The organism is Pseudaestuariivita sp. (assembly GCF_052825805.1).
On the sequence record NZ_JBRBVB010000015.1, the window covers coordinates 207,757 to 234,063 of the forward strand.

General features: G+C 66.3%; 21 protein-coding genes. 4 read left to right on the forward strand and 17 right to left on the reverse strand.

From position 1 onward, the window contains the following. Positions 1-23: 23 nt before the first annotated feature. Entirely contained in the window at positions 24-1,394 is a 1,371-nt protein-coding gene (locus ACU0B3_RS17050; RefSeq protein ID WP_446262080.1) for an FAD-binding oxidoreductase, read from the reverse strand. A gap of 89 nt (positions 1,395-1,483) precedes the next feature. Here ACU0B3_RS17050 and ACU0B3_RS17055 point away from each other — a divergent pair, with 89 nt between their 5' ends. Continuing rightward, positions 1,484-3,166: a chloride channel protein gene (locus ACU0B3_RS17055; RefSeq protein ID WP_446262081.1), complete on the forward strand. Its 1,683-nt coding sequence runs from the start codon at positions 1,484-1,486 to the stop codon at positions 3,164-3,166. Between the two features lie 77 nt (positions 3,167-3,243). Here the strand turns inward: ACU0B3_RS17055 and ACU0B3_RS17060 are convergent, their stop codons facing one another. From ACU0B3_RS17060 to ACU0B3_RS17085, 6 genes are all read right to left on the reverse strand, one after another. Beyond that, positions 3,244-3,585 (reverse strand): DUF427 domain-containing protein, encoded by a 342-nt coding sequence (locus tag ACU0B3_RS17060; protein WP_446262082.1) that lies wholly within the window; start codon positions 3,583-3,585, stop codon positions 3,244-3,246. Between the two features lie 262 nt (positions 3,586-3,847). After that, positions 3,848-5,638 (reverse strand): aminopeptidase P family protein, encoded by a 1,791-nt coding sequence (locus tag ACU0B3_RS17065; RefSeq protein WP_446262083.1) that lies wholly within the window; start codon positions 5,636-5,638, stop codon positions 3,848-3,850. Positions 5,639-5,736: 98 nt separating this feature from the next. Then, positions 5,737-7,611, reverse strand: a complete 1,875-nt coding sequence (gene cobT / locus ACU0B3_RS17070) for a cobaltochelatase subunit CobT (protein ID WP_446262084.1) — start codon at positions 7,609-7,611, stop codon at positions 5,737-5,739. A 312-nt stretch (positions 7,612-7,923) separates the two neighbouring features. Then, positions 7,924-8,388: a thermonuclease family protein gene (locus tag ACU0B3_RS17075; RefSeq protein ID WP_446262085.1), complete on the reverse strand. Its 465-nt coding sequence runs from the start codon at positions 8,386-8,388 to the stop codon at positions 7,924-7,926. After that, entirely contained in the window at positions 8,385-9,371 is a 987-nt protein-coding gene (cobS, locus tag ACU0B3_RS17080; protein WP_446262086.1) for a cobaltochelatase subunit CobS, read from the reverse strand. The genes ACU0B3_RS17075 and cobS overlap by 4 nt, the downstream gene beginning before the upstream one ends. A gap of 181 nt (positions 9,372-9,552) precedes the next feature. Further along, a complete protein-coding gene (locus tag ACU0B3_RS17085; RefSeq protein ID WP_446262087.1) occupies positions 9,553-10,188 on the reverse strand; it encodes a J domain-containing protein in 636 nt (211 codons plus the stop codon). Positions 10,189-10,261: 73 nt separating this feature from the next. Between ACU0B3_RS17085 and ACU0B3_RS17090 the strand changes: the two genes are divergently transcribed. Continuing rightward, on the forward strand, positions 10,262-10,522 hold the full coding sequence (locus tag ACU0B3_RS17090; protein WP_446262088.1) for a BolA family protein: 261 nt from the start codon (positions 10,262-10,264) through the stop codon (positions 10,520-10,522). Between the two features lie 334 nt (positions 10,523-10,856). Here ACU0B3_RS17090 and ACU0B3_RS17095 read toward each other — a convergent pair whose 3' ends face one another. From ACU0B3_RS17095 to pepN, 7 genes are all read right to left on the reverse strand, one after another. Next, positions 10,857-11,426, reverse strand: coding sequence for a DUF4177 domain-containing protein (locus tag ACU0B3_RS17095; RefSeq protein ID WP_446262089.1), 570 nt, complete (start codon positions 11,424-11,426; stop codon positions 10,857-10,859). A 196-nt stretch (positions 11,427-11,622) separates the two neighbouring features. Continuing rightward, a complete protein-coding gene (locus ACU0B3_RS17100; RefSeq protein ID WP_446262090.1) occupies positions 11,623-13,374 on the reverse strand; it encodes a helix-turn-helix transcriptional regulator in 1,752 nt (583 codons plus the stop codon). Between the two features lie 373 nt (positions 13,375-13,747). Beyond that, positions 13,748-15,262: an Asp-tRNA(Asn)/Glu-tRNA(Gln) amidotransferase subunit GatB gene (gene gatB / locus ACU0B3_RS17105; RefSeq protein ID WP_446262091.1), complete on the reverse strand. Its 1,515-nt coding sequence runs from the start codon at positions 15,260-15,262 to the stop codon at positions 13,748-13,750. A 94-nt stretch (positions 15,263-15,356) separates the two neighbouring features. Further along, entirely contained in the window at positions 15,357-16,622 is a 1,266-nt protein-coding gene (locus ACU0B3_RS17110) for a hypothetical protein (RefSeq protein WP_446262092.1), read from the reverse strand. 307 nt (positions 16,623-16,929) lie between these two features. Beyond that, positions 16,930-17,361 (reverse strand): hypothetical protein, encoded by a 432-nt coding sequence (locus ACU0B3_RS17115; protein WP_446262093.1) that lies wholly within the window; start codon positions 17,359-17,361, stop codon positions 16,930-16,932. A 3-nt stretch (positions 17,362-17,364) separates the two neighbouring features. Beyond that, entirely contained in the window at positions 17,365-18,108 is a 744-nt protein-coding gene (locus ACU0B3_RS17120; protein WP_446262094.1) for an SDR family oxidoreductase, read from the reverse strand. 4 nt (positions 18,109-18,112) lie between these two features. Then, entirely contained in the window at positions 18,113-20,707 is a 2,595-nt protein-coding gene (gene pepN / locus ACU0B3_RS17125; protein ID WP_446262095.1) for an aminopeptidase N, read from the reverse strand. A 75-nt stretch (positions 20,708-20,782) separates the two neighbouring features. Here pepN and ACU0B3_RS17130 point away from each other — a divergent pair, with 75 nt between their 5' ends. Then, positions 20,783-22,288 carry an FAD-binding domain-containing protein gene (locus ACU0B3_RS17130; protein ID WP_446262096.1) on the forward strand — a complete coding sequence of 502 codons (1,506 nt, stop codon included), beginning with the start codon at positions 20,783-20,785 and terminating at the stop codon, positions 22,286-22,288. Then, a complete protein-coding gene (locus tag ACU0B3_RS17135; protein WP_446262097.1) occupies positions 22,285-22,443 on the forward strand; it encodes a DUF2256 domain-containing protein in 159 nt (52 codons plus the stop codon). The genes ACU0B3_RS17130 and ACU0B3_RS17135 overlap by 4 nt, the downstream gene beginning before the upstream one ends. Before the next feature lie 146 nt (positions 22,444-22,589). On the opposite strand, the gene ACU0B3_RS17140 is transcribed toward ACU0B3_RS17135, so the two are convergent. The 3 genes from ACU0B3_RS17140 to ACU0B3_RS17150 form a co-directional block, all read right to left on the reverse strand. Then, entirely contained in the window at positions 22,590-24,038 is a 1,449-nt protein-coding gene (locus ACU0B3_RS17140; protein ID WP_446262098.1) for a cobyric acid synthase, read from the reverse strand. Between the two features lie 52 nt (positions 24,039-24,090). After that, on the reverse strand, positions 24,091-25,089 hold the full coding sequence (locus ACU0B3_RS17145) for a hypothetical protein (protein ID WP_446262099.1): 999 nt from the start codon (positions 25,087-25,089) through the stop codon (positions 24,091-24,093). 284 nt (positions 25,090-25,373) lie between these two features. Then, positions 25,374-26,303, reverse strand: a complete 930-nt coding sequence (locus ACU0B3_RS17150; RefSeq protein WP_446262100.1) for an AEC family transporter — start codon at positions 26,301-26,303, stop codon at positions 25,374-25,376. Between the last annotated feature and the right edge of the window lie 4 nt (positions 26,304-26,307).

Sequence of the window (26,307 nt, forward strand, 5' to 3'; positions counted from 1 at the left end):
TGGTTCATAAATACCTATCTTGGTCAGCCATTCAGGCGCACAACCTTGCCGGGGTTGAGGATGTTCTTGGGGTCGAGCGCGCGTTTGATCTCACCCATGACGTCCCAGCCTGCGCCATGTTCGGCGGCCATGTAGTCGAGCTTGCCGACACCGACGCCGTGCTCGCCGGTCGCAGTGCCGCCGACGGCCAGAGCGCGGCGGACCATTTGGTCCGACAAGCGGTGCGCTTCGGAAAGGTCGGCGTCCGTGGCGACCATCAGGATCGCGTGAAAGTTGCCGTCGCCGACGTGGCCGAGGATCGGGCCGGTGATCGAGGAGGCGGCGATGTCGCGTTGGGCGGCGTCGACGGCGGAGGCGAGCTCGGACATGGGGACACAGATGTCCGTGACGAGGGCGCGGTGACCGGGTTTCGACTGCAGGATCGCGTAGTATCCGTTGTGGCGCATGGCCCAGAGTGCCGTGCGGTCTTCGGGTTTGCTGGACCATCGGAAGCCCTTGCCGCCGTGATCCGCTGCGATGTCGCCAAAGGTCTCGGCCTGCTCGGCGACCTGGCTTGCGGAGCCGTGGAATTCGAGCATCAAGTGCGGGACCTCAGGCATCGTCTCGCCCGCGTACGCGTTGAAGGCGCGCACGGTGGCGGCGTCGAGAAACTCGATCCGGGACATGGGCACGCCCATCTGCATCGTGTCCGTCACTGCGGCCACAGCGTCCTGCATCGAGGGGAAGGCGCAGATGGCGGCGGAGATCGCCTCCGGCTGGCCCTGCAGGCGCAGCGTCAATTCGGTCATCAGGCCGAGCGTGCCTTCGGAGCCGACCATGAGCGCTGTCAGGTCGTATCCTGCGGAGCTTTTCTTGGACGCTCCTCCAGTGCGGATCACGCGGCCGTCGGCGAGCACGACTTCGAGGCCGGCGACGTTGTCCTTCATCGTGCCGTAGCGCACTGCGGTCGTGCCGGAGGCGCGGGTGGCGGCCATGCCGCCGAGGGAGGCGTTGGCGCCGGGATCGACGGGGAAGAAGAGGCCGGTATCGCGCAAGTGCAGGTTCAGCGCCTCGCGCGTTACGCCGGGCTGGACGCGGGCGATCATGTTTTCGGGTTGGACCTCGAGCACGGCGTCCATGCGGCTGAAGTCCACCGTCACCCCGCCGTTGAAGGCGAGCGCGTGGCCTTCGAGCGCGGTGCCCGTCCCCCAGCCGATCACGGGGCAGCTGTGTTCGGCGCAGATCGCGACGATGGCCGCGACCTCTTCGGTCGTTTCGGGATAAGCGGCTGCATCGGGCGGGACGGGGGCGTAGTGCGTCTCGGACCGGCTGTGCAGGTCGAGATCGGACTTGGACCGGCTGAGCCGTTCGCCTAACAAGGGAGCCAAGGCCGCCAGGGCCGCCGGGATTGTCATGCGCCACTCCTCTTGTTCGGGCGGGCGCAGGGTAGGGGAGGCGCCTGGCCTCTGCAAACACTCAAGAGCGCCGCGCGAGGGAGAGGCGGGTGGCAGGCAATCTGCGACTTCGACAGCATTGGGACGACGTCTGCGCCCGCTGCAGTGCCGGGTGGACGCTGCTGCGCCACCGCGGGCCGGGGCAGGTGCAGTTCTGGTTCATCGCGCTCGGGATCGGGATTGCGGCCGCCTTTGCCGCCGTGCTCTTTCGGCTTGGGATTTCCGCGGTCCAGGGTCTCGCTTACGGGCATTTCGACAGCGGCAGCATCCACACATTTGCCGCGGGTCTGCCGTGGTACTGGGTGATGATCGTGCCGATCGTGGGCGGTCTCATCGTCGGGCAGATCCTGCACCATTTCACGCCGGACGGGCGCGTGCGCTCGGTCGCTGACGTGATCGAAGGTGCGGCGCTCAAGGACGGACGGGTGGAGCGGCGGGCGGGCCTCGCCTCGGCGCTGGCCTCCCTCACGACGCTTGGCACGGGCGGCTCGACGGGGCGGGAGGGGCCGGTGGTGCACCTTGCCGCCGTCATCTCGACCAAGGTGTCGAACCTCATCAACGCGGATGGGATCACCGGGCGGGACCTTTTGGGATGCGCGGTGGCGGCAGCAGTCTCGGCCTCCTTCAACGCGCCCATTGCGGGCGCGCTTTTTGCGCTCGAGGTGATCCTGCGCCACTTTGCGCTGCACGCCTTCGCGCCGATCGTGATCGCCTCGGCGGCGGGGACGGTGATCAACCGGATGGTGTTTGGCGACGTGACGCAATTCATGCTGACCAAGCCTCCGGCGCTCGAGTTCTACCAGGAGTTGCCGGCGTTCCTGATCCTCGGGCTCGTGTCGGGGCTGATTGCCGTTGCGATGATGAAGGCGATTTTCTGGGCGGACGACACGGGCTCGGCCTTGCAGGCGCGGGTGGGGCTGCCGCGCTGGCTGCGCCCGGTGATTGCGGGCGCGCTGCTGGGCGCCATCGCGGTGCCGTTTCCGCATATCATCGGGGTCGGCTACGAGACCACGACGGCGGCGCTGACCGGATCGCTGCTGGCGCATGAGGCCATCGTGTTTTGCGCGCTCAAGGTCGTGGCCGTGGCGGTCACCATGGCCGGGCGCATGGGGGGCGGCGTCTTTTCCCCGTCGCTGATGGTCGGAGCGCTGGCGGGGCTGGCGTTCGGGCTGGTGGCGACGTCGCTTTTTCCCGACTCGTCGGGGGCGGTGACGCTTTATGCGCTGGCGGGCATGGGGGCAGTCTCGGCGGCAGTGCTCGGCGCGCCAATCTCCACGACGCTGATCGTGTTCGAGCTGACGGGGGACTGGCAGACGGGCCTAGCGGTGATGGTGTCGGTGTCGCTGTCGACGGCGCTCTCGTCTCGGCTGGTGGACCGGTCGTTCTTTCTCACCCAGCTCGAGCGGCGCAACATTCATCTGGCGGCTGGGCCGCAGGCGTATTTGCTCGCGATGTTTGGCGTGGCGCGGGTGATGCGGCCTGTTGGCGGCGAGCGCCCGGTGGACGAGGACGCCTGTTGGCAGCTGATCCGCGAAGGGCTATACGTCGATGCGGGCGCGACGCTGGAGACGGCGATGCCGCTCTTTGACCGGATGGGGGTGGCGTTCCTGCCGGTGGTCACCTTGACCGGGGAGGACCATGCGCCCGAGCTCAAGGGCGCGCTCTACCAGGTGGATGCGCTCAAGGCGTACAACCGCGCGCTTGCGGCGACGGCGGCCGAGGAGCACAGCTGAGGGAGATGGGTGCAAGCACCCATCCTACGGGGTGCCCGGTAAGGTAGGATGGGTGATTTCACCCATCCCGTGGCGCATCAGAGCTTTTCGACGGTTACGTATTCGCCGGGGAAGAAGGCCACGTGGTCCTTGATCTCGGAGACGTTGTCCTTGGGGTCTTCGTAAGACCAGGCGGCGTTTTCCAGCGTCTGGCTCTTTGTCATGATGGAGAAGTAGGAGGCGGTGCCCTTGTGCGGACAGGTCGTCGTGTGATCGGTCGGCTCGAGGAAGGCCATCGCCAGATCGCCGCGCGGGAAGTAGATCACGAACGGCATGTCGCCTTCGGTCAGCTCGAGCGCGTTGGTGCTTTCGCCGATGACCGCACCGCCCGCGCGGACCGTCCAGGTGCCGTCCGCCTTGATGATCGTGATGCTCCGCATGATGCGCTCCCTCTCTGTCACATTTTCTTGCCACGCCCGTGTAACACAGGCTTGTCAATGTGTGCCATGTCGGAATGTGGGTGCGTTGTTGGGTCCTAGATTGCGCGACCTTTGGCCCGGTGTGTGCTAGCTTCATTCGAAGCGCCCGCCTGACGGCAACGTCAGGCCGCGCCGACCCGCCCCACTGGGCGGCGCGATTGCGCCACCCTCGGGTCGGCGCGTGCACGAGTGTTTCACCCTAAGAAATTGAAGGATGGATGCCTCAACCCAACGGCGCAGTTGCATCCGCGAGCCAGCGCGCGGCGCTCTCCGACAGGCGAGGGCGCATGCGGCGGGCGACCTCGGCGTGGTAGGTGTCGAGCCAGTCGCGCTCGGCTTGGGTCAGCATCTCGGTCACGATGAGGCGGCGGTCGATCGGCACCCAGGTGAGGGTTTCGAAGCTCAGCATCCCCTCGACGGTTGCACCCTCCAGCTGGGGAGCAGGTGTCACAACAATGAGGTTCTCGATGCGGATGCCGAACTTGCCCTCGGCGTAAAAGCCGGGCTCGTTGGACAGGATCATGCCCGCCTGCAGCGGCACGGTGCTCGCGCGGCTGAGCCGCTGGGGTCCCTCGTGCACGCTGAGGTAGGCACCAACGCCGTGGCCGGTGCCATGGCCGTAATCCTGCCCCGCGCTCCAGAGCGGGACACGGGCAAGCGCGTCGAGGTCGCGCCCGGCGATGCCGTGCGGAAAACGCACGCGGCTGATGGCGATCATGCCCTGCAGCACGCGGGTGAAGGCGGCGCGCGCCTCCTCGGTCGGCGTGCCGATTGCGATCGTGCGCGTGATGTCGGTGGTCCCGTCACGGTACTGCCCGCCGGAATCGACCAGCAGCAGCTCCCCGTCGCCTGCGGCGCGGTTGGTGTCTTCGGTCACGCGGTAGTGCACGATGGCGCCGTGCGGGCCGGCGCCCGCGATGGTCTCGAACGAGATGTCCTGCAGCGCGTTGGTGGCCCGGCGGAACCCTTCGAGCGCGGTGACCACGTCGATCTCCGTCAGGCTGCCGGGCGGCTGGGCGTCGAGCCAGCAGAGGAACTCGCACATGGCCGCCCCATCGCGCAGATGCGCGGCGCGGGCGCCGGCGATCTCGGTCTCGGTCTTGCACGCCTTGGGCAGCACGCACGGGTCCGGCGCTTCGGCGATGGGGACATTTGCGGCGCTGAGGATGCGGCGCACAGCGTCGGGGCAGGATTGCGGGTCGAGCCGCACGGGGCCTGCCAGCTGCGACAGGGCCGGCTCGAAGGCGCTCCAGTCGGCGATGGTCACTTCTCGGTCGGGCGCGAGGTCCGCGAACTTTTCGACGTCCGAAAAGACCTCCACATGGCCGTCGTCGTGCAGGATGCCGAACGCCTGGACGATGGGGATGCGCGGGATGTCGGCGCCGCGGATGTTCAGAAGCCAGCAGAGCGAGTCGGGCAGTGTAAGCACGGCGGCGCTGTGGCCCGCGTCCTTGAGCGTCTGGGCGCAGGTTGCGCGTTTCTCGGCGGCGCTGGTGCCGGCAAATTCCTCGGGGTGCTCGGTGGCCGGCGCGCGCGGCGGGGCCGGGCGGTCCTCCCAGAGCGGGTCGATGAGGTTTGCGACGGGTTCGAGCTGGATGTCGGTCCCCTCGAGGGCGCGGTAGAGCGCGTCGATCTCGTAAAGCGTGTGGAGCCATGGGTCGAAACCGATGCGCCCGGTGGCGCCTTGCGCCTTGAGCCAATCGGCGAGCCGCACCTCTGGCCAGTCGACCGGGGTGAAGTCGTCTGCCACCTGATCGCGCACCTGCACGCGGTAACGCCCGTCGACGAACACACCCGCCATGTCTGTCAAAACGCAGGCAAATCCGGCGGAGCCGGTAAAGCCCGTGAGCCACGCGAGCCGGTCGTCACATGCCGCGACGTATTCGCCCTGGTGCTGGTCTGCCTTGGGGACGAGGTACCCCGAGAGCCCGCGTTCGGCCATGGCAGCGCGCAGGGCGGCGAGGCGCGGGGGCCCCTGTTCGGGAGAGGCGGTCGCGGTAAAGGTTTGAAACATAACGGCAGGCCCTCACCTTTAAGTTGATTCGAACCTACCCAAATGTGCGCGCCGTGCAACGGTCTTTGCGGGCGACGCGCTTTGCAGGTCGCGGGCGGTCAGCTCGCCCGTTTCATACCCATGATCCGCGCACGCGCGCGGGGGTCGGCGTCAAAGAGCGCGGCAAGCTGCTCGGTGATGGCTCCGGCAAGCTGTTCGACATCAGTGATCGTGACCGCCCGGTCGTAGTACCGTGTCACATCGTGGCCGATCCCGATCGCCAGCAGTTCGACTTGTTTGCGGCGCTCGACCATGGCGATGACGTCGCGCAGGTGTTTTTCGAGGTAGTTGGCCGGGTTCACAGATAGCGTCGAATCGTCCACGGGCGCGCCATCGGAGATGACCATCAGGATCTTGCGGGCCTCCGAGCGGTTCACCATGCGCCGGTGCGCCCATTCGAGCGCCTCGCCGTCGATGTTCTCCTTGAGAAGGCCCTCTTTCATCATCAGCCCGAGGTTCGGGCGTGCCCGGCGCCAGGGCGCGTCGGCACCTTTGTAGATGATGTGGCGCAAGTCATTGAGCCGTCCGGGTTGCTGGTCGCGCCCGGCGTTGAGCCAGGTCTCGCGGCTCTGCCCGCCCTTCCACGCCTTGGTGGTGAAGCCGAGGATTTCCACCTTGACCGAGCAGCGTTCGAGCGTGCGGGCCAGAACGTCCGCACAGATCGCCGCGATGGAGATCGGACGGCCCCGCATGGAGCCAGAGTTGTCGAGAAGGAGCGTCACGACGGTGTCGCGGAACTCGGTGTCCTTTTCGACCTTGAAGCTGAGCGGCGTCGTGGGGTTGGCCACCACGCGGGCGAGACGGCCTGCGTCGAGCATGCCTTCCTCGAGGTCGAACTCCCAGGAGCGGTTCTGCTGAGCCTGCAGCCGGCGTTGCAGTTTGTTCGCGAGCCGGGAGACGGCGCCTTTCAGGGGTTCGAGCTGTTGGTCGAGGTAGGCGCGCAGGCGCTCAAGCTCGATCGGCTCGGCAAGGTCTTCGGCCCGAATTTCCTCATCAAATTCAGTGCTATAGACCTGATAGTCCGGGTCTGCATCCGAGATGGGCTGCGGCTGGGGCGGCTCCATCGGAGCCTCGCCCTCTGGCATTTCCGCCTCTTCGCCCATCTCCTGATCGGCCATCTCGTCCATGGAGACCTGCGCTTGGGCGGCGTCCTGACTGTCCTCTTGCGACTGCTCGGGAGAGGCCTCCGCCTCGTCCTCGCTCTCGTCCTGGCCGGTGCTGTCGGGCTCTTCCTGGTCCTCCTCGGAGGTCTCCGCGTCGTCCTCCTGATCCTCATCGAACTGGTCGGGATCGTCACCGAGCTGGTCGCCATAGCCGAGGTCGGTGATCATCTGCCGGGCAAAGCGGGCGAAGGCCGACTGGTCGGCGAGAAGGTCGTCGATGTTGTCGAGTGCGTCGCCGCATTGCTGCTCGATGAAGCCGCGCCAAAGCTCCATCACATTGCCCGCGCCTTCGGGCAGGTCTCGCCCGGTGGCGAGGTGGCGGATCAGGTAGCCGGCTGCCGCCGCCAGGGGCGCGTCATCGGTCGATGTGATCTGGCTGTACCCTTTGCGCGTCGCCTCCTGCGTGATCTTGGCGTCGATGTTCGAGGCCGTGCCGGGCATGTCGCGGGCGCCCATCGCCTCGCACCGGGCCGTCTCCATCGCCTCGTAGAGGTCACGCGCCATGTCGCCCTGGGGCGTGTAGCGCGCGTGGGTCGAGGGGTCGTTGTAGCGGCGGTACATCGCGAGCGCGTCGGCGGTGCCGCGCGCCACCAGCACCTCGTCCCGGGTCATGCGTCGCGTCACCTGCGGCAGGCGCATCTGGTCGCCCGAAAGCCCTGCTGGATCGACCGAGTAGCTGACCGCAAGCTCCGGGTCGTCCGCCATCACCTTGGTCGCTTCGGCAAGCGCCTTTTTGAACGGTTCGGCGGGGTTGTCGTTGGGTTTGGTCATGGGTCGTCCGGCGGCGCTCACCGGCACTGGTCCGGTGCATTGGAAAGGGTCGTTGCAGCACCCATATGCGGTTGCGCAGGAGGATGCAAAGTCATGCGTCGTTCACCCAAACTTAGCGCGATCCAGATGGTGGAACAGAGTGCCTCGTAGCTGGTTGAAGCGCTCGGAAGGGGAGCGCTCAGCAGGGGCCAGTCGCTTCAGCTTGTCGGCCTCGTCCACCTCACACGTTTGCTTTTGGAGCAGGCGATAGATCATAGGGACCGTCTGGAAGCTTTGCGAGACCAATTGGCCGCCCTTAGACGGGACTGACCGTCATCCGCACCAGCTATCCCTGCGTCCGCCGTCATAGGGTCGCGCGACGCCGCGTGAGACCATCAAAGACGCCAAAGGCACGCCGTCGATGGTCAGGGCCACCAGAGGGCGGGAGTACTTGTCTCTTCCTTGCGTTTTGGGTGCAATGAGGACGGCGGAGCTCAGGATGTTGCGCAGCTCGTTTTTGGCCTGAAGTCCAAGCTCTTTCTCCGCCGTGCATTGCGGTTGGAACGTCTCGGGCGCGTCGTATCCCACCAGCCGCACCGCGCTCTCCGCGCCGCTCGCGCAGCGGATCGTGATCGTGTCCCCATCCACGATCCGTCGCACCGCGCAGCGCGGGTTGTCGGCGGACGGAATGAAGGCGATGGCTGACGTGTCGCTGCCAAAGGTCGAAGGGACAGACGCGGGGTCGAGTGTGGCGCAGGCGCTGAGGCCAAGGGTGGCCAGAGCGCCGAGCACCCTCATTTCATCGACAGGCTGGCGGCGCTCTCGGGCAGTTCCTGGTCGAAACAGCGCTGGAAGAACTCCGCCACCGTCTGCCGCTCGAGTTCGTCGCACTTGTTGAGGAAGCTCACGCGGAACGCGTACCCCACGTCGCGGAAGATCTCGGCGTTCTGCGCCCAGGCGATCACCGTCCGGGGCGACATCACCGTGCTGAGATCGCCGTTCATGAACGCCGTCCGCGTCAGGTCAGCCACGGTCACCATCTGCTTGACCGTCTTGCGGCCGGCTTCGGTGTTATAGTTCGGCGCCTTGCTGAGAATGATCGCGGTCTCGGCATCGATGCTGAGGTAGTTGAGCGTCGCCACCAGCGACCAGCGATCCATCTGGCCCTGGTTGATCTGCTGGGTGCCGTGATAGAGCCCCGTCGTATCGCCAAGACCCACGGTGTTGGCGGTCGCAAAGATGCGGAAGTAGGGGTGCGGGTGGATAACCTGGTTCTGGTCGAGGAGCGTCAGCTTGCCGTCGACCTCGAGCACGCGCTGGATCACGAACATCACGTCCGCGCGGCCCGCGTCGTATTCGTCGAAGACGATGGCAGTCGGCGTGCGCAGCGCCCAGGGCAGGATCCCTTCCTGGAACTCGGTCACCTGCTTGCCGTCCGCGAGCTTGATCGCGTCCTTGCCGATCAGGTCGATCCGGGAGATGTGGCTGTCGAGGTTGACGCGCACGGCGGGCCAGTTGAGGCGGGCGGCCACTTGCTCGATATGCGTGGACTTGCCGGTGCCGTGATAGCCCTGCACCATCACCCGGCGGTTGTGGCTGAAGCCTGCGAGGATGGCGAGGGTGGTGTCCGGGTCGAACTTGTAGGTCGAATCGCGGTCCGGCACGCGGTCGGTGGCCTCGGGAAAGCCGCGGACGACCATGTCGGTGTCGATGCCAAAGACCTCGCGCACGTTCACGTCGACGGTGGGTTTCATGTCGAGATCAAGTGCGCCGTCGGCCATGGCTGAAGTCCTTTACCGCTAATTGTGAAGCCCGCGTGCAGTGCAACATAAATCGACCGAGGGCAAGGGGTAGGGCCGGTGCGCCCTAGACGTCGCCGCTTGCGTGCCGTGTGTGGCGGGCAAAGAGGCAGCAGCCGGGCGCGCGGGCAAGGTAGGGTGGGCAAAGTGCCCACCTTACGGGTCACTTGAAGTTGCGGCTGTCCTTGATTTGGTCCCAGGCCCAGACGACCTCTTGCAGCTGCTCTTCCTGGCTGCGGTCGCCGCCGTTCATGTCCGGGTGCAGGACCTTGATGAGCGACTTGTAGCTCTTGCGCACTTCGGCCTTGGTCCAGGTGTCCTTGGCTTCGAGAATCTCGATGGCGCGGCGCTCCGTGGGAGGCAGGCGGCGGGTCTGGCTGGCAGTGCCTGCGGCGGCGCGGCCGGGGTTCTGCGTGGCGTTCTTGCCCAGGACCTGGTGCGGGTCCTCGATGCCGAGCCGGGCCCAGGCGCGCGCCTCGGGGTCGCGGAAGTCGCGGGTCTCCCGCTCCCAGACCTTGTCCTTGGACATCTGGGCGTTCATCTCGGCCTCGGTCGTGCCCTGGAAGAAGTTCCATTTGAGGTTGTACTCGCGGATGTGCTCCTTGCAGAACCAGCGATACTCGTCGAGCACGTCCGGCGCCTTGGGCGCGCGGTATTGGCCGGCCAGCGTGCAACCCTCGTGTTCGCACTGGCGTGTGGACGTCTCAGAGGCCCCGGACATGCCCCTGCGCCCGCGTGGGTTTTTCTTCTTGGCGCTGGATACGGACATGTCGAAACCGAAGGGATCAGGTTTGCTCATGGTGCCTCCTTCTCGACTCGGGACCGGCAGTGTAGACCACCCACCGGGACATGGAAGAGCAGGGAACACAAAAATGAGCCGGGCGAGACGGATTGAAGCAGCTCTGACCGAGGCGTTTGCGCCGAAGGCTTTGGAGGTCATCGACGAGAGCGAGCAGCATCGCGGGCATGCTGGATTTCAGGAGGGCGGCGAGAGCCATTTTCGCGTGCGTCTGAAGAGCGCGGCCTTTGCGGGGCAAAGCCGCATCGCGCGGCATCGGGCTGTGCATGCGGCGCTGGGGCCGGAGCTGATTGCCGAGATCCACGCGCTGGCGTTGGAGTTGGATGTGGGCTGAGATTTCGGTTTGGCGCGCGGGCCCGGCTATCGATCGCTCAACGCATTTTTGTTGAACTGCTGAAAACGCTTGCGGCGAGTAAACGGCGGAACAAGCCCAACACTACGGAATTTCACGCGCCGACCCGAGGGGTGGCGCAATCGCGCCGTCCGTTTTGCCGAAGGCAAACCTACGGTTTGACGGGGGCGGGTCGGTGCGGCCTGACAGTGCCTGTCAGGCGAGCGCTTTGATGTGGGCGTTGGAAATAAAAAATTGATTGTCTGAAATCAGGCACAACCTAACCTTAGCCCGCGTCGCGCCTCTGACTGCCGTATCCAGCCAAAGCTGTATACCGCTACTCCGCCGCAATCCGCGCGTTGGCCTTGGCGGCCAGCTGGCGGGCGCGGGCCATGAGGGCGGGGCCGGGGCTTGCGGGTGCCGCAGTCCGCGGGTTTGGGCGTTTTGCCAGCGCAGCGGGTGCATCGGTGGGCGCAGCCTTAGGCGCGGCGTCTGATTTCACCACCGACAGCTCGGGGCGTGCGGCGCGTTCGGGCGTGGGCTCTGCATCTGCCGCGTCTGCCGCGGTCTTCTGTTCTGCCGCATCGGAGGCTGCCGCGGGCTCTGCCGGCGGGAGCGCCTTGACCGGCGTTTGTGTCTCCAGCTGGCGGGGGTGAAAGGCGGCGACATCCTCGGATTTCGCCCGGCGGAACACCAGCATCGACTGATATGTCATCGCGGTGCCGATCAGGCCCTCGCGTTCGGTGCAGGGGAGCGTGTCGGTGCGTTGGTACTCCCAGCCGCCTTCGGCCATCTCGTTCATCACCCGCTCGAGGGCGAGGGCGAACTTGGCTTCGGTGCTGCGCACGCCCTTGGCCTTTTGGCCTTTTTGCGGGGCGGGGACGACCTTGTACTCGAACGCGATCATGGCATGTCCTGCTTTTGCTCCGGTCAGGCTATCAGCTTGCCGGTCGTTTTTCCAAAGCCGATCCGTCACAACACTGTTTCTGGATCGTGTCTTGTTTCACCTCTGACGTGTGATCAGTGCAAAAATGCGGAGCGTTTGTGGCGCGCACGGGGCGTTTAGGGATGGGGGCGTTTGCGTTCGGCGCGCGCCGGCGAAGTCAGACGTAACGCAAGGTGAGCGCAAGCACGTCGCGCCAGTGGCGGAAGAACAGCAGCTGGCCGGCGTCCTCGTAAGTCTCGAACTCGATCCAGGGGTACATCGCGCGGTGCTCGGCGATGGTGTCGGCGTGGGTGCCGGGATCCTGAAGTCCGTTGAGCGAGTGGTAGGGCAGGCCGAGGTCCGCGCTCCACGCGAGTAGCTTGGGCAGCTCGGCGCTGTGCTCCCAGAGCGTCTGTTCGGTGAACGCGCGGTGGCCGCTGTGCGTGTCGGAGAGGCAAATCTCGGACCCGGTCACCAGCGCCTCGAAGACTTCGGGGTCCTCGAAAGTTTCGATGTCGGCGGGCGAGGCGCCGAAGACGGAGTGCACGAAGGCGCGTTTGCCATTGCGGCGGGCGAGATGAAAGCCGGCCTTGACGAGGAACGGCAGAAGGTGCGGCGTGTAACGCGCGCCGGCCTGGATAAATCGGTGCCATTTGTGCATCCGTTCGACCTGCTCGGCGGAGACGCAGGGGAAATAGCCGGCTGCTGCTATGATGGCAGAGAGTGTGCCGGGGCGCTGGCGCTCCATCGCGAGGGCGATCATGTGGTCGGCCGCGAGCGCGATCACGGGGCAGCGGCTGACGTCTTCGGCGTCCAGCACGGCGAGGGCATCGGCGGCTGCCGTCTCGCCAAAACTGGCGCCCTTGTGGATTGCGTCACTGCCGCCAAAGCCGCCGCGCACGGGGGCGATGATCTTGAGGCCCAGCCGTTTGGCCTCGGCTTCCGCGCTGGCCGGCCAGCGGATCATGCCGAAATCCATGTGGAAGAAGAGGACCGGCGTGCCAAGTGGATCGCCGTAAACGAGGTAGTCGATGGCGCGTCCGTCAGGACCGTAGGTGGTCTGGAACGACAGCGGCGTGAGGCTGCCGGTCCCGCCGTTCAAAAGGCGCGGTCCGGGGGAGGCGTCGGCGGTCACGCCGGCAATGTCCATCATCGAGAGCGCGAGGCGGATGAGCTCGATCTGGGAGCGGGTCTCGGTCTTGGCGAGGATGGCCTTGACCTGCGCCCTTACGGTTTCAACGGACCGCCCGCGCGTGGCGGCGATGTCCTTGACCGAGCAGCACTCGACCAATAGGCGCACCACGTCGGTTTCAGCGTTCGAGAGGCCGAAGGCTTCGTTCAGGATGTCGGCAAAGCCAGCAGGCCAGCGCAGGTCAGAGGTGACGGCGATGACGATGGGCGCGCCGTCCTTGCGGGCGGCGCGGCGCATGTGGAACACGATAAAGCGGTCGACCTCGGCGGCGCGCACGCGGAAGACCGACGGCGCGCTTTCAGCCATGTGGAGCATCTTGGCGACGTGGCGGGCGAGGGCGGCGCGGTCCTGCGGCTCGATCGCGAAGGCGGAGACGGGTGTGCCGACTTCGGCGCCGAGGAGGTGCCGCGCGCCGGGGTTGAGGCCGAGCACGCCAAGCCGGTCGGAGATCACGACGGCGGCGACGGTCTCGAACTGCGCGAGGATGCCGGTGACCTCGTCTTGGCCTGCACGGGCGCCCATGCCGTCGAGCACGGCGTCGGCACGTTCGAAATGGCCGATCAGGCTGGGTTCCTCGAGCAGGATCGTCCGGTTCGCGTCGCTGCGGAGCGGGCCGACGGTGCTTTCCCAGGTGTCGAGCAGGTCCTCGTAGCGCGCGGGGTCTAGGGCGACGTCGTAGACGCGGCCGATCAGGTCGTCCCAGTCTTCGGTCTTTTGCGCGGGCGTCTCGGTTGGCATCGGGGCACTCTCACTTACGCACACTCACTGTTGAGAGCGCAGCATAGCGCGTGTTGTCGGGAGGCTCAAAGGCGGGAAAACCCGCAGTCGATCCACGCAGAAATGTGCCGAAGGTGGGGTATTCCTTCCGTGTTGCTTTGTTTGGGTGGGTTGGCGCGATGTTCACCCCCAGAAACAACGCCTAAGACAAAGCGCCCGCCTGACAGGAACTGTCAGGCCGCGTCGTGCTTATGGCATGCGTCCAGCATGACCCGCCCCCGTCAAACCGTAGGTTTGCCTTCAGCAAAATGGGCGGCGCGATTGCGCCACCCCCGCGGGACGGCGCGTGAGCGACTGTTCCAAACGCATCAGAATGGAAAAGGCTTTCGCCCCGTCAGGTATCCGCAAGCTTGGCCGCGACGATCTGGTTGACCGCCCTGGGGTTGGCCTTGCCGCCGGTCGCCTTCATCACCTGGCCGACGAACCAGCCGGCGAGCTTGGGGTTCTGTTTGGCCTTTTCGACCTGTGCGGGGTTGGCGGCGATGATCTCGTCCACCGCGGCCTCGATGGCGCCGGTGTCGGTGACCTGCTTCATCCCGCGCGCCTCGACGATCTCGGTCGGCTCGCCGCCTTCGGTGTAGACGATCTCGAAGAGGTCCTTGGCGATCTTGCCGGAGATGGCGTCCGAGGCGATGAGATCCACGATCCCGCCCAGCTGCGCCGGAGTGACCGGGCTGGAGGTGATGTCCGTGTCGTCTTTCTTGAGGCGGCCAAAGAGCTCGTTAATGACCCAGTTCGCGCAGAGCTTGCCGTCGCGGCCCTCGGCGGCGGCCTCGAAATAGGCGGCAGCCTCAGTCTCGGCGGTCAGCACGTTGGCGTCATACTCGCTGAGGCCGAAGGCGGACATGAAACGCGCCTTTTTCTCGTCGGGCAGCTCGGGAAGGGAGGCGGCGATGTCGTCCACCCACCCCTGCTCGATCTCAAGCGGGAGCAAGTCCGGATCGGGGAAGTAGCGGTAGTCGTGCGCCTCCTCCTTGGAGCGCATGGAACGCGTCTCGTTCTTGTCGGGATCGTAGAGGCGGGTCTCCTGCTCCACGCTGCCGCCGCCCTCGACGATGGCGATTTGCCGGCGCGCCTCGACCTCGATGGCGGCCTGGATAAAGCGCATGGAGTTCATGTTCTTGATCTCGCAGCGCGTGCCGAGATGGGAGAAGTCCTGCGTCTCCTGGTACTTTTCATAATCGCCCGGGCGGCAGATCGAGACGTTCACGTCCGCGCGCAGGTTGCCGTTCTGCATGTTGCCGTCACAGGTGCCGAGATAGCGCAGGATCTGGCGCAGTTTCGTCACGTAGGCGGCGGCCTCTTCGGGGCCGCGGATGTCGGGGCGCGAGACGATCTCCATCAGCGCAACGCCCGTGCGGTTGAGATCGACAAAGGACATCGCCGGGTCCATGTCGTGAATCGACTTACCGGCGTCCTGCTCCATGTGGATGCGCTCGATGCGCACGCGCCGCGCGATGCCGGGCTCCATGTCCACCAGCACCTCGCCCTCGCCGACGATGGGCTCGTAGAGCTGGCTGATCTGGTAGCCCTGCGGCAGGTCGGGGTAAAAGTAGTTCTTGCGGTCAAAGGCGGACTTGAGGTGGATTTTCGCCTTGAGCCCCAGCCCAGTGCGCACGGCCTGCTCGACGCAGAACTCGTTGATGACCGGCAGCATGCCCGGCATGGCCGCGTCCAAAAAGGCGACGTTGGCGTTCGGCTCAGCGCCAAACTGCGTCGAGGCGCCGGAAAAGAGCTTGGCCTTGGTGGCGATCTGGGCGTGGACCTCCATGCCGATCACCAGCTCCCAGTCGTGCTTGGCCCCGGCGATCACCTTGGGTTTGGGCGCGTCGTAGGTGAGGTCGAGCATGGGGCGGGCTCCTTGGCCGGGGCTGCGAATGCCCCGGTGTTTAGAAGAGCGCCCGGTAGGGTGCAAGCGGCGGCTGCGCGCCGCCCGGCATGGGTCAGTGCGCCGGTGCGACGTTGACCCCGTCCGGGCCGAATTCGACCACCTGGCCCTCGGCCATGACGTGGGAATAGACCTCTGCGATGCGCCGGAACGCGGTCGCGCGGCCAGCGCGCACGAGGGCGGCACGGTCGGGCAGCTGCTCCTCCTGGCGGAAGCGTTCGGCGGCCTCCGCCCACAGGAGCGGATGCAGCTCGCGCAGGTGGTCCGAGAGCACCCAGCGGAAACCGGCGGTGAGCCGCGCGCGCGCCCGTTCGATGCGGCGCTTGTCGCCCACGCGCGGCACGCGCCCGCGGCACGAGATGCCGAGGTAGGCGGCAAAGAGGTTGGCGAGGTGCTGGCTTGGCTGCTGGGTGAGAATGTCGCGCACGCCATCGAGGAAGAAGTCCGTGTCGAGCATCTCGAACGCCCGCTCGTCGACCAGGAGCGCGTCCATGTAGACCCAGGTATAGCCGCCGTTGCCCCATGTCTCGACCGTCTGCGCGGCGGTGCGGCGCGCCTCCAGGTTGAGCGTCTCGTAATCGCCGAACCACCGCGGCAGCAGGTGGTTGCCGAAGGCGCGCATGTGGCAGGGTGCGCCGGGCTCGAGGCCGATCACCGTCTCGTACCGCGCGATCACCTGCCGGGCGGCGCTGTCGGTGCCGGGCAGCACCGCGCAGCGCGCCGCCGCAAGCGAGGGCGCATCGAGGGCGGCCGGATCAAAGCGGTCGAGCAGACCCGCCGCGCGGCCAAAGTGCGCTGCCGACGCCGTGTGATCGCGGCTCTCGAGATCTGAGGACCAGCCCTCCCCGCGATAGGCCCAGCCGAGGTCGACATGCGCAAGCGCCGCGACCAGCGCGGTGGCTGGATCGTCCGCCCGCTCTTCGGCCAGCGCATCGAGCGCCGCAACGCCGGCCACGTGCGTCTTGTGCACCCGGCCCGCGCGGGAGGCGGCTGCGGTCAGGTCCGCCCGCGCCCCCTGCGCCATCAGCAGCGATACGGGCGTGGCCCCGGCGGTCGTTGCGCGCATGGCGTCGGCACGGGTGATCAGCTCGGAGAGCGCATCCCACTCGTCCTGGCGGGCGAGGTGCAGGCCCTGGTCGTGGTGCCAGCCCTGCTCCTTTTCCTCCCGCGACCTCTCACAGGTCGGGATCACCAGGCGGGGTTGCAGCGTGCCGAGGCTGAGCGCCGGCGTGGCAGCCGCCGGGCTCTGATCGGTCGCGACCCGCGACGACAATATCCCGCGCAGTGGCTTTGGCAGCGCACGCGGGAGAACGGAGAACATAGACATCCCAGATACTCATCCCGTATTCGTAAAGCAGCGTAACGTCGGGCTGTTCTGATGCCGATTTGGGGCGAAAAAGCGGCCAGCGCTTGCCTCTTTGGGACCATGTTCCGGGCCATTTCCCGCATCGTCCCGGATCCGGCACCCAATCCCTCCGTCAGTGCCAGGATTGTCGCGCGGCGTGTGAATTTCGTCAATTTATCAAAAGACGTAGCAATGCCTGACGTCGAGCCATACGGGTGTTCGACTCGCGCCTCGCTCAACCCTTAGGGGAAAAATCTGGGCAATCCGGCAGCGCCTACGCCTTTCACAGCAGCGCAAAGGCGTTGCGCTCGACCCTGAGGCCCTGCGCCTCGCAGGCCGCGCCGATCACGTCCTTTTGCGGCACACACTCTGAGGGCAGGCGAAAGCGCGCGCCGTCGGTGGTGTCCACGCTCATGCGCACCGAGAGATCCAGCCGGGTGTCGAGGATCACCTTCTTGATCTCATCGAGCGGGACCGTGCCGCGCTGGCCGGCGGCGTTCCAGCGCAGGGTTGAGGCGTCCAGCTCGAGCGTCGCCACGCGGTTCAGCGCCATGTCCCAGACCGCCGGCAGCACGAGGAGCGCGCCGAGGATGAGGAACCCCCAGGCCGCATCGAGCAGCACCCGCAGCATCAGGAGGACGAACACCACGCCGAGCACGATCACCGCATTGCGCTGCGTGCGCGCGGGTCGGGCAAAGGTGAAGGGCGCGGCCAAGGCTCAGCGCCCGCCGGTCACGTCGAGCGTGGTGCCGGTCACGTAGGAGCTTTTGTCCGACAGGAGCCACAGGATGCCTTCGGCGGTTTCCCCGGCAGAACCCGAGCGCCCCATCGGCACCATGTGCGCCAGCCGTTCGAGCCTGTCGGGCTCACCGCCCTTGGTGTGGATCTGCGTCTCGATAAGCCCCGGGCGTACGGCATTGACTCGCAGCCCGTCTTGGCCGACTTCGAGCGCGAGGCCCTTGGTGAAGGTGTCGATGGCAGCTTTCGAGGCGGCGTAGTCGACGTATTGATTGGGTGATCCGATGTAGGCGGCGGCCGAAGAGATGTTGACGATGCTCCCGCCCGGTCCGCCGTGTTTGGTGGACATGCGGCGCACGGCCTCCCGCGCGCACATGATCGCGCCGATGACGTTCACGTCGAAGACCTCACGGACGCGCTCGGGGGTGAACTCCTCCACCCGCGACGTAGGCGCCACGATGCCGGCGTTGTTCACGAACCCATGCAGCGGACCCAGCTCGCCCGCCTTGTCAAAAAGGCTCGGGATCAGGTCCGTGTCGGACACGTCACCGGGCACCAGCAGCGCCGTGCCGCCTGCGGCTTCGACTTCGGCGGCGACGGCTTCGGCGGCGTCTTTCGAGCTGCGGTACCCGATGGCGACGTTCCAGCCGGCGGCTGCGGCGAGGCGCGCGGTGGCGGCGCCGATCCCGGTCGAGGCGCCGGTGATGAAGAGGTTCTTGCGCATGGGTTCAAGCCTTCAGGATGCGGGTGATCATCTCGGATGTGTCGCGCGACAGGTCAGGTTTGGCAAGGAGCCGCTCGAGCGCCGCCTGTGCGTGGCCCTGCCGCTGGGCGTCATACCGACGCCAGGTCTGGAAGACCGTGCACATCCGCGCCGTCGTCTGCGGGTTGAGCGCGTCGAGCTTGATCAGCCAGTCGGACATCAGCGCATATCCCGATCCATCGGCGCGGTGGAAGCCCGCATGGTTCATCGCAAAGGCGCCTAGCGTCGCGCGGAAGCGGTTGGGGTTCTTGACGTCGAAGTCCTTGTGTGTGGTCAGGCGTTCTGCCGTTGCCACCGCGTCTTCGGGGGCTGCGTGGATCATCTGGAGCGAGAACCACTTGTCGATCACCAGCCGGTCGTCATGCCACTGGTCGTAGAAGGCTTGCGTTGCGGCCTCGCCTTTCTTGGCAAGCAGCAGGCACGAGAACGCCGCCAGCTGCTGGGTCATGTTGTCCGCCGCGTCGTACTGCGCCTGCGCCTGCGCGCCGCTGTCGAGCCGGGTGATAAGCCCCAGCGCCGCGTTTGCCAGCGCCCGTTTGCCAGCGCTCTCTGCATCCGGGCTGTAAGGGCCGTCCACCTGGTTGGCCGCATATAGCCCTGGCAGAGCGTCTTGCAGCTGCGTCGCCGTGGCTTGCCGGAGCGTCTCATGCGCGTCGTGGATCGCGTCAGGGTCGGGCGTATGGCCTGCCTCGAAGAGCACCTGCGCCAGCTCGGAGGCGCCCGGCACGCCGAGCATCAGCGCGCGGTAGGCGGGATCGAGCGCCCGGTCCGTGACCACAGCCGAGAGCCCGTCAAGGTATGCGCCCCCCGGCGCCGCCCCTTGTGTGACCATCGCCACCAACGTCTCCCGCGCCAGCCCGCGCCCCGCTTCCCAGCGGTTGAAGGGATCGGTGTCATGCGCCAGCAGAAAGGCGCGCTCCTCGGTCGTCTGCTCTCGGGCGAGCACCACGGGCGCCGAGAAGCCGCGCAGGATCGATGGGACTGGTTTGGCCATGAGCCCTTCGAAGGAAAAGCTCTGCTCTGTCTCCGTCATCTCCAAAAGCTGCGTCGGAACCACCTCCGTGCCGTCCGCATCAAGAAGTCCAACCGCAATCGGCAGCACCTGTGGCAGCTTTTCACTTTGGTTCGCGTCCGGCGGCGTCGTCTGGCGGAAGGTGAGCGTGCAGGTGCCTAATGCCGTACGCTGGTCGAGGCCCTGGACTTGATCCGGGGCCTCCTGCCACGCTTCCGACACGCTCAACCGCGGCGTGCCGCTCTGCGTGTACCAGCGTTTGAACTGGGTCAGATCGCGGCCTGTCGCCTCCTCGAAGACGGCAAGCCAATCCTCGATCGTGCAGGCTTCCCCGTCGTGCCGGTCAAAATACAAGGCGCAGCCCTTGGCGTATCCGTCATCGCCGACCAGCCGCTTGAGCATCCCGATCACCTCGGCGCCCTTCTCGTAGACGGTGGCGGTGTAAAAGTTGTTGATCTCCTGATACCGGTCGGGGCGCACGGGGTGGCTCAAAGGCCCCTGATCTTCGGGGAACTGACGCGCGCGCAGGTCGATCACGTCGCTGATGCGTTTGACCGGCTCCGACCGCACGTCGGCAGTGAACTGCGCGTCGCGGAAGACCGTCAGCCCCTCCTTGAGGCACAGCTGGAACCAGTCGCGGCAGGTGATCCGGTTGCCCGTCCAGTTGTGGAAATACTCATGCGCGATGATCGCCTCGATCCGCTCGAAATTGGCGTCCGTCGCCGTCTCGGGCGAGGCCAGAACGGCGGCGGAGTTGAAGATGTTGAGGCCCTTGTTCTCCATCGCTCCCATGTTGAAATCGTCGACTGCAACGATGTTGAAGACGTCGAGGTCATAGGCCCGCCCGTAGACCTCCTCGTCCCAGGTCATCGAGCGCTTGAGCGCCTCCATCCCGAAGGCGCACTTGCCGAGGTCTCCGGGACGCACGTAGAGGTTTAGCGCCACGTCGCGCCCCTCCATCGTGGTGAAGCTGTCCGAATGCGCCTCCAGCTCGCCCGCCACGAGCGCAAAGAGGTAGGCCGGTTTTGGCCAGGGATCATGCCACTCCGCCCAGCCTTCGCCCGACGTGCCCGGGTTCCCGTTCGACAGCATCACCGGCAGGTCCGATTCCACGCGCACGGTAAAGGTCGCCATCACGTCCGGGCGGTCGGGGTAGTAGGTGATCTTGCGGAACCCTTCGGCCTCGCACTGGGTGCAGTACATCCCGTTCGAGACGTAGAGCCCCTCGAGCGCGGTGTTGTTTGCCGGGTCGATCTCGACCTCCGCCTCCCAGGCAAAGGCGCCTTCGGGGACCTCGCAGGTCAGGCCAGTGTCCGTGACATCCGGCGTCACCTCCGCCCCGTCGATCCTGGCCGAGATCAGCTTCAGCTCTTCGCCATGCAGAAAGAACGTGCCATCGCTCGCCTCCGGGTTCGGCGCAAAGGCGATCCGGCTCAGCACCCGCGTAGCGTGCGGGGCAAGCTTGAAGGTCAGGTGCACGCTCTCGATCTGGTAGCCGAAGGGCGTGTAGTCGCTGAGCAGGATCGTCTGCGGGGCGGCGTCTTTCATGCGGGGCGTCCTTCTGTCGTGCTGGCGCGGCGCGCGCTGTGCCTTATGTCCTAGTGCGCAGGCAGGGGAGCTTCAATGACGCGCGAGATCACGGTGCTTTGGTTCAAGAGGGACCTGCGGCTGGGTGACCACCCGGCGCTGGCGCATGCCGTGTCGCTCGGCCGTCCGGTGCTGCCTCTCTACATCTTCGAGCCGGAGCTCTGGGAGGAGCCGGACACTTCGGGCCGTCAACTTGCCTTCCTGCAGGAGAGCCTCGAGAGCCTCGGGGCGGAGATTGCCGGGACGGGCGGCGCCTTGTGCCTGCGGGTCGGGGACGCTGTCGAGGTGCTGTCGCGGCTGGCTGGCGAGGCGCAGGTCGCGGCGCTTGTGAGCCACGAGGAGACGGGCACGCTCTGGACCTTTGAGCGCGATCTGGCGGTCGGCGCCTGGGCGCGGGGGCAGGGCATCCCGTGGACCGAGCTCAGGCAGTCGGGCGTCGTGCGCCGCCTCGACACCCGCGACCGCTGGGCGATGCAGCGCAACATGTTCATGGCGGCACCTCAGGTGGAGGTGCCGCAAGGGCTGACGTGGGCAGAGGCGCCAAGCGATCCCTGGCCTCCGATCGACAAACCGGACCATTGCCCCGAGCGCCAGCCCGGCGGGCGCCCGATGGCGCTGTCGCTGCTGGGCGGCTTTCTGACCGAGCGGGGCCAGACCTACCGCAAGGCGATGTCGTCTCCGGTCGAAGGGGAATGGGCCTGCTCGCGGCTCTCGCCCTACCTGGCGCTGGGCTGCATCTCCTCGCGAGAGGTGGTGCAGGCGACCACGGCGCGGCAAAGCGAAAAGCCGGGGCAGGGCTGGGCAGGCTCGCTCAAGTCCTTTCAGGCACGGCTCGCCTGGCGAGAGCACTTCATGCAGAAACTCGAGGACATGCCGGACCTCGACCGGCGGAACATGCACTCGGGCTACGACAACTTGCGCGGCACCGATCCCGAAAGGCTCGCGGCCTATGTGGCGGGCGAGACGGGGGTGCCGTTTGTCGATGCCTGCATGCGGTATCTGAACGCGACCGGCTGGCTCAACTTTCGGATGCGCTCGATGCTGATGGCCTTTGCCTCCTACCACCTCTGGCTCGATTGGCGGCAAACGGGGCTGCACCTCGCGCGGCAGTTCACCGACTACGAGCCGGGCATCCACTGGGCGCAGACACAGATGCAGTCGGGCACGACGGGGATCAACACGCTGCGCATCTACAATCCGATGAAGCAGGGGCTGGATCAGGACCCGACCGGCGCCTTCACCCGGCGCTGGGTGCCGGAGCTGGCGGAGGTGCCGGACAAGCACTTGCAAGCGCCCTGGAGGTGGGAGGAGGTGGATCGTCTGCGCTACCCGGCGCCTATCGTGGATGTGGCCGAGGCAGCGCGGGAGGCGCGGTCTAAGATTTGGGCGGTGCGGCGCGGAGACGGCTTCCGCGACGAGGCGAGCCGCGTGGTGGAGAAGCACGCCTCGCGCAAGGACCGGCACTTCGTCAACGACCGCGCACCTCGGAAGCGCCGGGCTGCGCCGAAGAAAGACACCGGTCAAATGAGTTTCGACCTGTGAGACGCGAGAGCAAACGCCCTCCGAAACCGCAGAAAGTCTGCGTGACCTGCGGGCGCCCTTTCGAGTGGCGCAAGAAGTGGGAGAAGGTCTGGGACGAGGTGAAGTACTGCTCGAAGGCGTGCCGGGCGAAGGGGCCGAAAGAGGGTGGCCCATAAGTTCAGAGCAACGCTTAAATCATAGCTCCCGCCTGACGGGTACCGTCAGGCCGCGCCGACCCGCCCCATGGGCGGCGCGATTGCGCCACCCGGGGACTGCGCGTGAACTTCTGTTTTTGGGGTTCCTTAACTGAGGCGGGCGCCCTTCAGCATGCCAAAGAGAAGAGCCCTTCGACGTCGAGATGCGTCTCAACATGCGCGGCGAGCAGATCGAGCGTGGCCTCGACCCCGGCGCTATAGGAGAGCGCAGACGTCTCCGCACCAAGGCTTGCCAAGAAGGCTGCGCGGAAGGTGTCGTCGCGGAACATGCCATGCAGGTAACTGCCCTGGACCCTTCCGGTTGCGCTCGTCGCGCCTTCCGGCGCGCCTCGGACGGTGGCGAAGGGGCGGCTCCGGTCTGCGCCAGAGCTTTCGCCGATGTGGATTTCGTAACCGTCGAAGGTCGTGCCGCTCGCGTTGTGTCTGGCCTGCACCTGCGTTAGATGCTTGTCCGGTGTCATCACCGTCGTGATGTCCAAAAGGCTGAGCCCTGCGATCTCTCCAGCAGGCCCCTCGATCCCGTCCGGGTCCGCAATGGTCCTGCCCAGCATCTGATACCCGCCGCAGATGCCCAGCACATGCCCGCCGCGCCGCACATGGGCGGCAAGGTCGATGTCCCAGCCTTGCGCGCGGAGGAAGGAAAGGTCTCCGATCGTGGACTTTGACCCGGGGATGATCACGAGGTCGGTGTCGCCGGGGATCGCTTGGCCCGCGCGGAGCATGGTGAGGCGCACGCCCGGCTCCTGCGCCAGAGGGTCGGCGTCATCGAAATTGGCGATGCGCGAGAGGCCGAGGACTGCGATGTTGATCCCGCTCCCGTGGGAGACCTTTGGCAGGTCGAGCGCGTCTTCGGCGGGCAGTTTGTGCGCGTCCGCGAACCACGGGAGCGTGCCGAAGCCGGGCCAGCGGGTGGTGTCTGCGATCAGCCTGTAGCCGTCGTCGAAGAGGGAGACGTCGCCCCGGAACTTGTTGATCATAAATCCTGCCACCATGGCGGCGTCTTCGGGATCGATCACGGCCTGCGTGCCGACGATCTGCGCGATCACACCGCCCCGGTCGATGTCTCCGATCAGCACAACCGGCACATCGGCAGCCCGCGCGAAGCCCATGTTGGCGATGTCGCCGGCGCGCAGGTTGACCTCCGCCGGGCTGCCCGCGCCCTCGACGATCACGAGGTCATGCGCCGCCTTAAGCCGCTCAAAGCTTTCAAGCACCGGCGCCATCAGCTGTGGTTTCAGCTGCGCATAGCCCCGCGCGCGCACCGAGGTGAGGCGCTTTCCCTGCACCACGACCTGCGCGCCGGTTTCGGTTTCCGGCTTCAAGAGCACCGGGTTCATGTCGGTGTGAGGATCAAGCCCCGAGGCCAGCGCCTGCAGCGCCTGTGCGCGGCCAATTTCGCCGCCATCGACGGTCACGGCCGCGTTGTTGGACATGTTCTGCGGTTTGAAGGGTGCGACGCTCAGCCCGCGTTTGCGCGCCGCACGGCAAAGACCGGCGACCAGCATCGACTTGCCGACGTTCGAGCCGGCGCCCTGCAACATGATCGCTTTGCCCATCGTACACCTCCGCCCGCCCGTCGTGGCCGCAGAGCGGAAGGGCGTCAAGCGGTCAGCGCATCCAGAAGCCTTCGCGCTTGAGCCGGTTGCGGATCGCCTGCTCCTTGCGCGGCAGGTTCTCGCGGTCGAACATCGCGCGCACCTTCTGTCCGCGCCCCTGGTAGACCATGCGCAGCATCGGCTCGTATTGCTTGAGCACCTTCTTGATCTTTTGCGGGGCGCTCACCTCCTCGAGCACCTCGACCACCCGGTCGCTCTCGCGCGCGTAGAGCATCGGCAGCACGCGGTAGTGGCAGGAGATCTCGCCATCGAGCAGCCCCTCGGGGATCGTGTGCCGCCCGCCCCCAAGTGCATGGATCGTGAGCGGCAGCGCGATCTGGTCGAGCCACGGGTCGAGCGACTGGCACACCAGCTCGGCCGGGGGCGTGTCGCGAATGGTAAGCGCGTGGCGCAGGAAGTGCTTTCCGAACTCCACCGGGCATTCGTAGAAAAAGAACCCGGCGTTGAAGTAGAGATAGCGCTGCCAGTACTCGTCCGGCCAGCTTTCATCGAGCGAGCTTTCGAAGTCGAGCTCGCACTGGTCGTAGAGCGATTTCCAGGTTTGCGTATATCCGGGTCCGTAGAGCTCTTGTTTCGGCCAGGTGTTCTCCCGCCGCATGGAGGCGGTCGGGCGCGTGAAATCGAACGGCACCGCGGTGATGTCGCCGGTGATGAGCGTGTCGGTGTCGAAAAACACAAACGGCTCGCCCTCGGGCAAAGCGCAGAGCATCTCGATCTTGTTCCCGTAGGGATAGCGCTGGCCGAAGTGCTTGCTTTCAAAGGGGATGATCTCGGCCCCAAGCTCTTGCAGTGCCTTGCGTGCGTCGCCGTTCGAGATGCCGGGCTTGCCGTCCCAGAGCGGGCCGGGCTGCGGCTCCGCGACCAGCAGCCGTCCCTGGAAATCCGGCGCGCTGTGCCGCAGCGACGCGGCAAAGAGTACGGCCTCGTATTGCAGGCGCCCGCCCTGGGCGACAATCACGATATTGAACGGGGGCGTTTGGGCCTCAGGCATCGGCGCGTCTACTCGATTGTCACTCTCACATCCCGGCTCTTTGGCCGGTTGCGCGGGACCCTAGACGAACTCTGTGGCACGAGGAAGGCATGTCTGGTGCGCCTATGCGGCAGGGGTGTAAGCGCAAGCTGTAAACCTGATATTCGCAGCTTAGTTCAAAGCACCCGCCTGACGGGCACCGTCAGGCCGCGCCGTCCCGCCCCCCTGGGGCGGCGCGATGCGCCACCCCGCGGGACGACGCGTGAACGACTGTTTTCACTGGGCTAGCTTCTGGGGCATTTGGTTCAAGAAAGGACCAAGAGCCACAGCCAGACCGTCACCACCGAGCCAGCGGTTGCGATCAGCACCGAGGAGGCCGCCACGCGCAAGGCCCGCCCGTACATCGTCGCAAAGAGGAAGGCGTTGACCCCCGGTGGCATGGCGGCGTTCAGCACCGCCGAGCGCAGCTCGCCCGAAGGCAGGCCAACGACGCTGCCAACGCCGAGCGTCAGGACTGGGTGCAGCACAAGGCTCACGCCGACCACGGCGAGAATGGTGGTCGTGTCGCCCTCGGGCTTGTACCGCGTGAGGATGCCTCCCAGGCCAAAGAGTGCGGCGGGTAAGGCGGCGCGGGCGAGCATGTCGGTGGCGTCGGTGACGACGTCTGGCACGGGCAAGCCGGAGACACTCACGATCAGACCTGCGGTGATCCCGAGGATGATGGCGTTCGAGAACATCGCCTTGAAGATACGCGTGACCTGTGCGGGTCCGGGCGTGCCGCCGGCGCGCAGCATCTCCATGCAGGTGATGCCGAGGCCGTAGCAAAAGGGCGCATGGAAGGCGATGATGGTGAAGTTCGCCGTCAGGCTTTCGGTGCCAAACGCGCGTTCGGAGATGGGCAGGCCCAGCAGAACCGAGTTGGCAAAGAGGCAGCCGAACCCGATGACGACGCTGTCTTCCCACCCGCGCTTGAAGAGGAGGCGCGCGCCAATCACGCCAAGCGCAAAGATGAGAAGGCCGACGCCGTAGTAGGTGCCAAGGAGCGGCAGGTTGACGAAGTCCCTCACGGCCAGCTGCGAGACTGCACCAAAGAGAAGGCAGGGGATCGCGAACTTTTGGGCGAAGGTCATCAGCCCGTCGTTGAAGGCATCCGTGACCCAGTCGAGCTTGCGCGCGAGATAGCCGAAGCCGATCACCAGAAAGACGGGCAGGACGACCTGGAGGAGCGCTCCCAAGCGC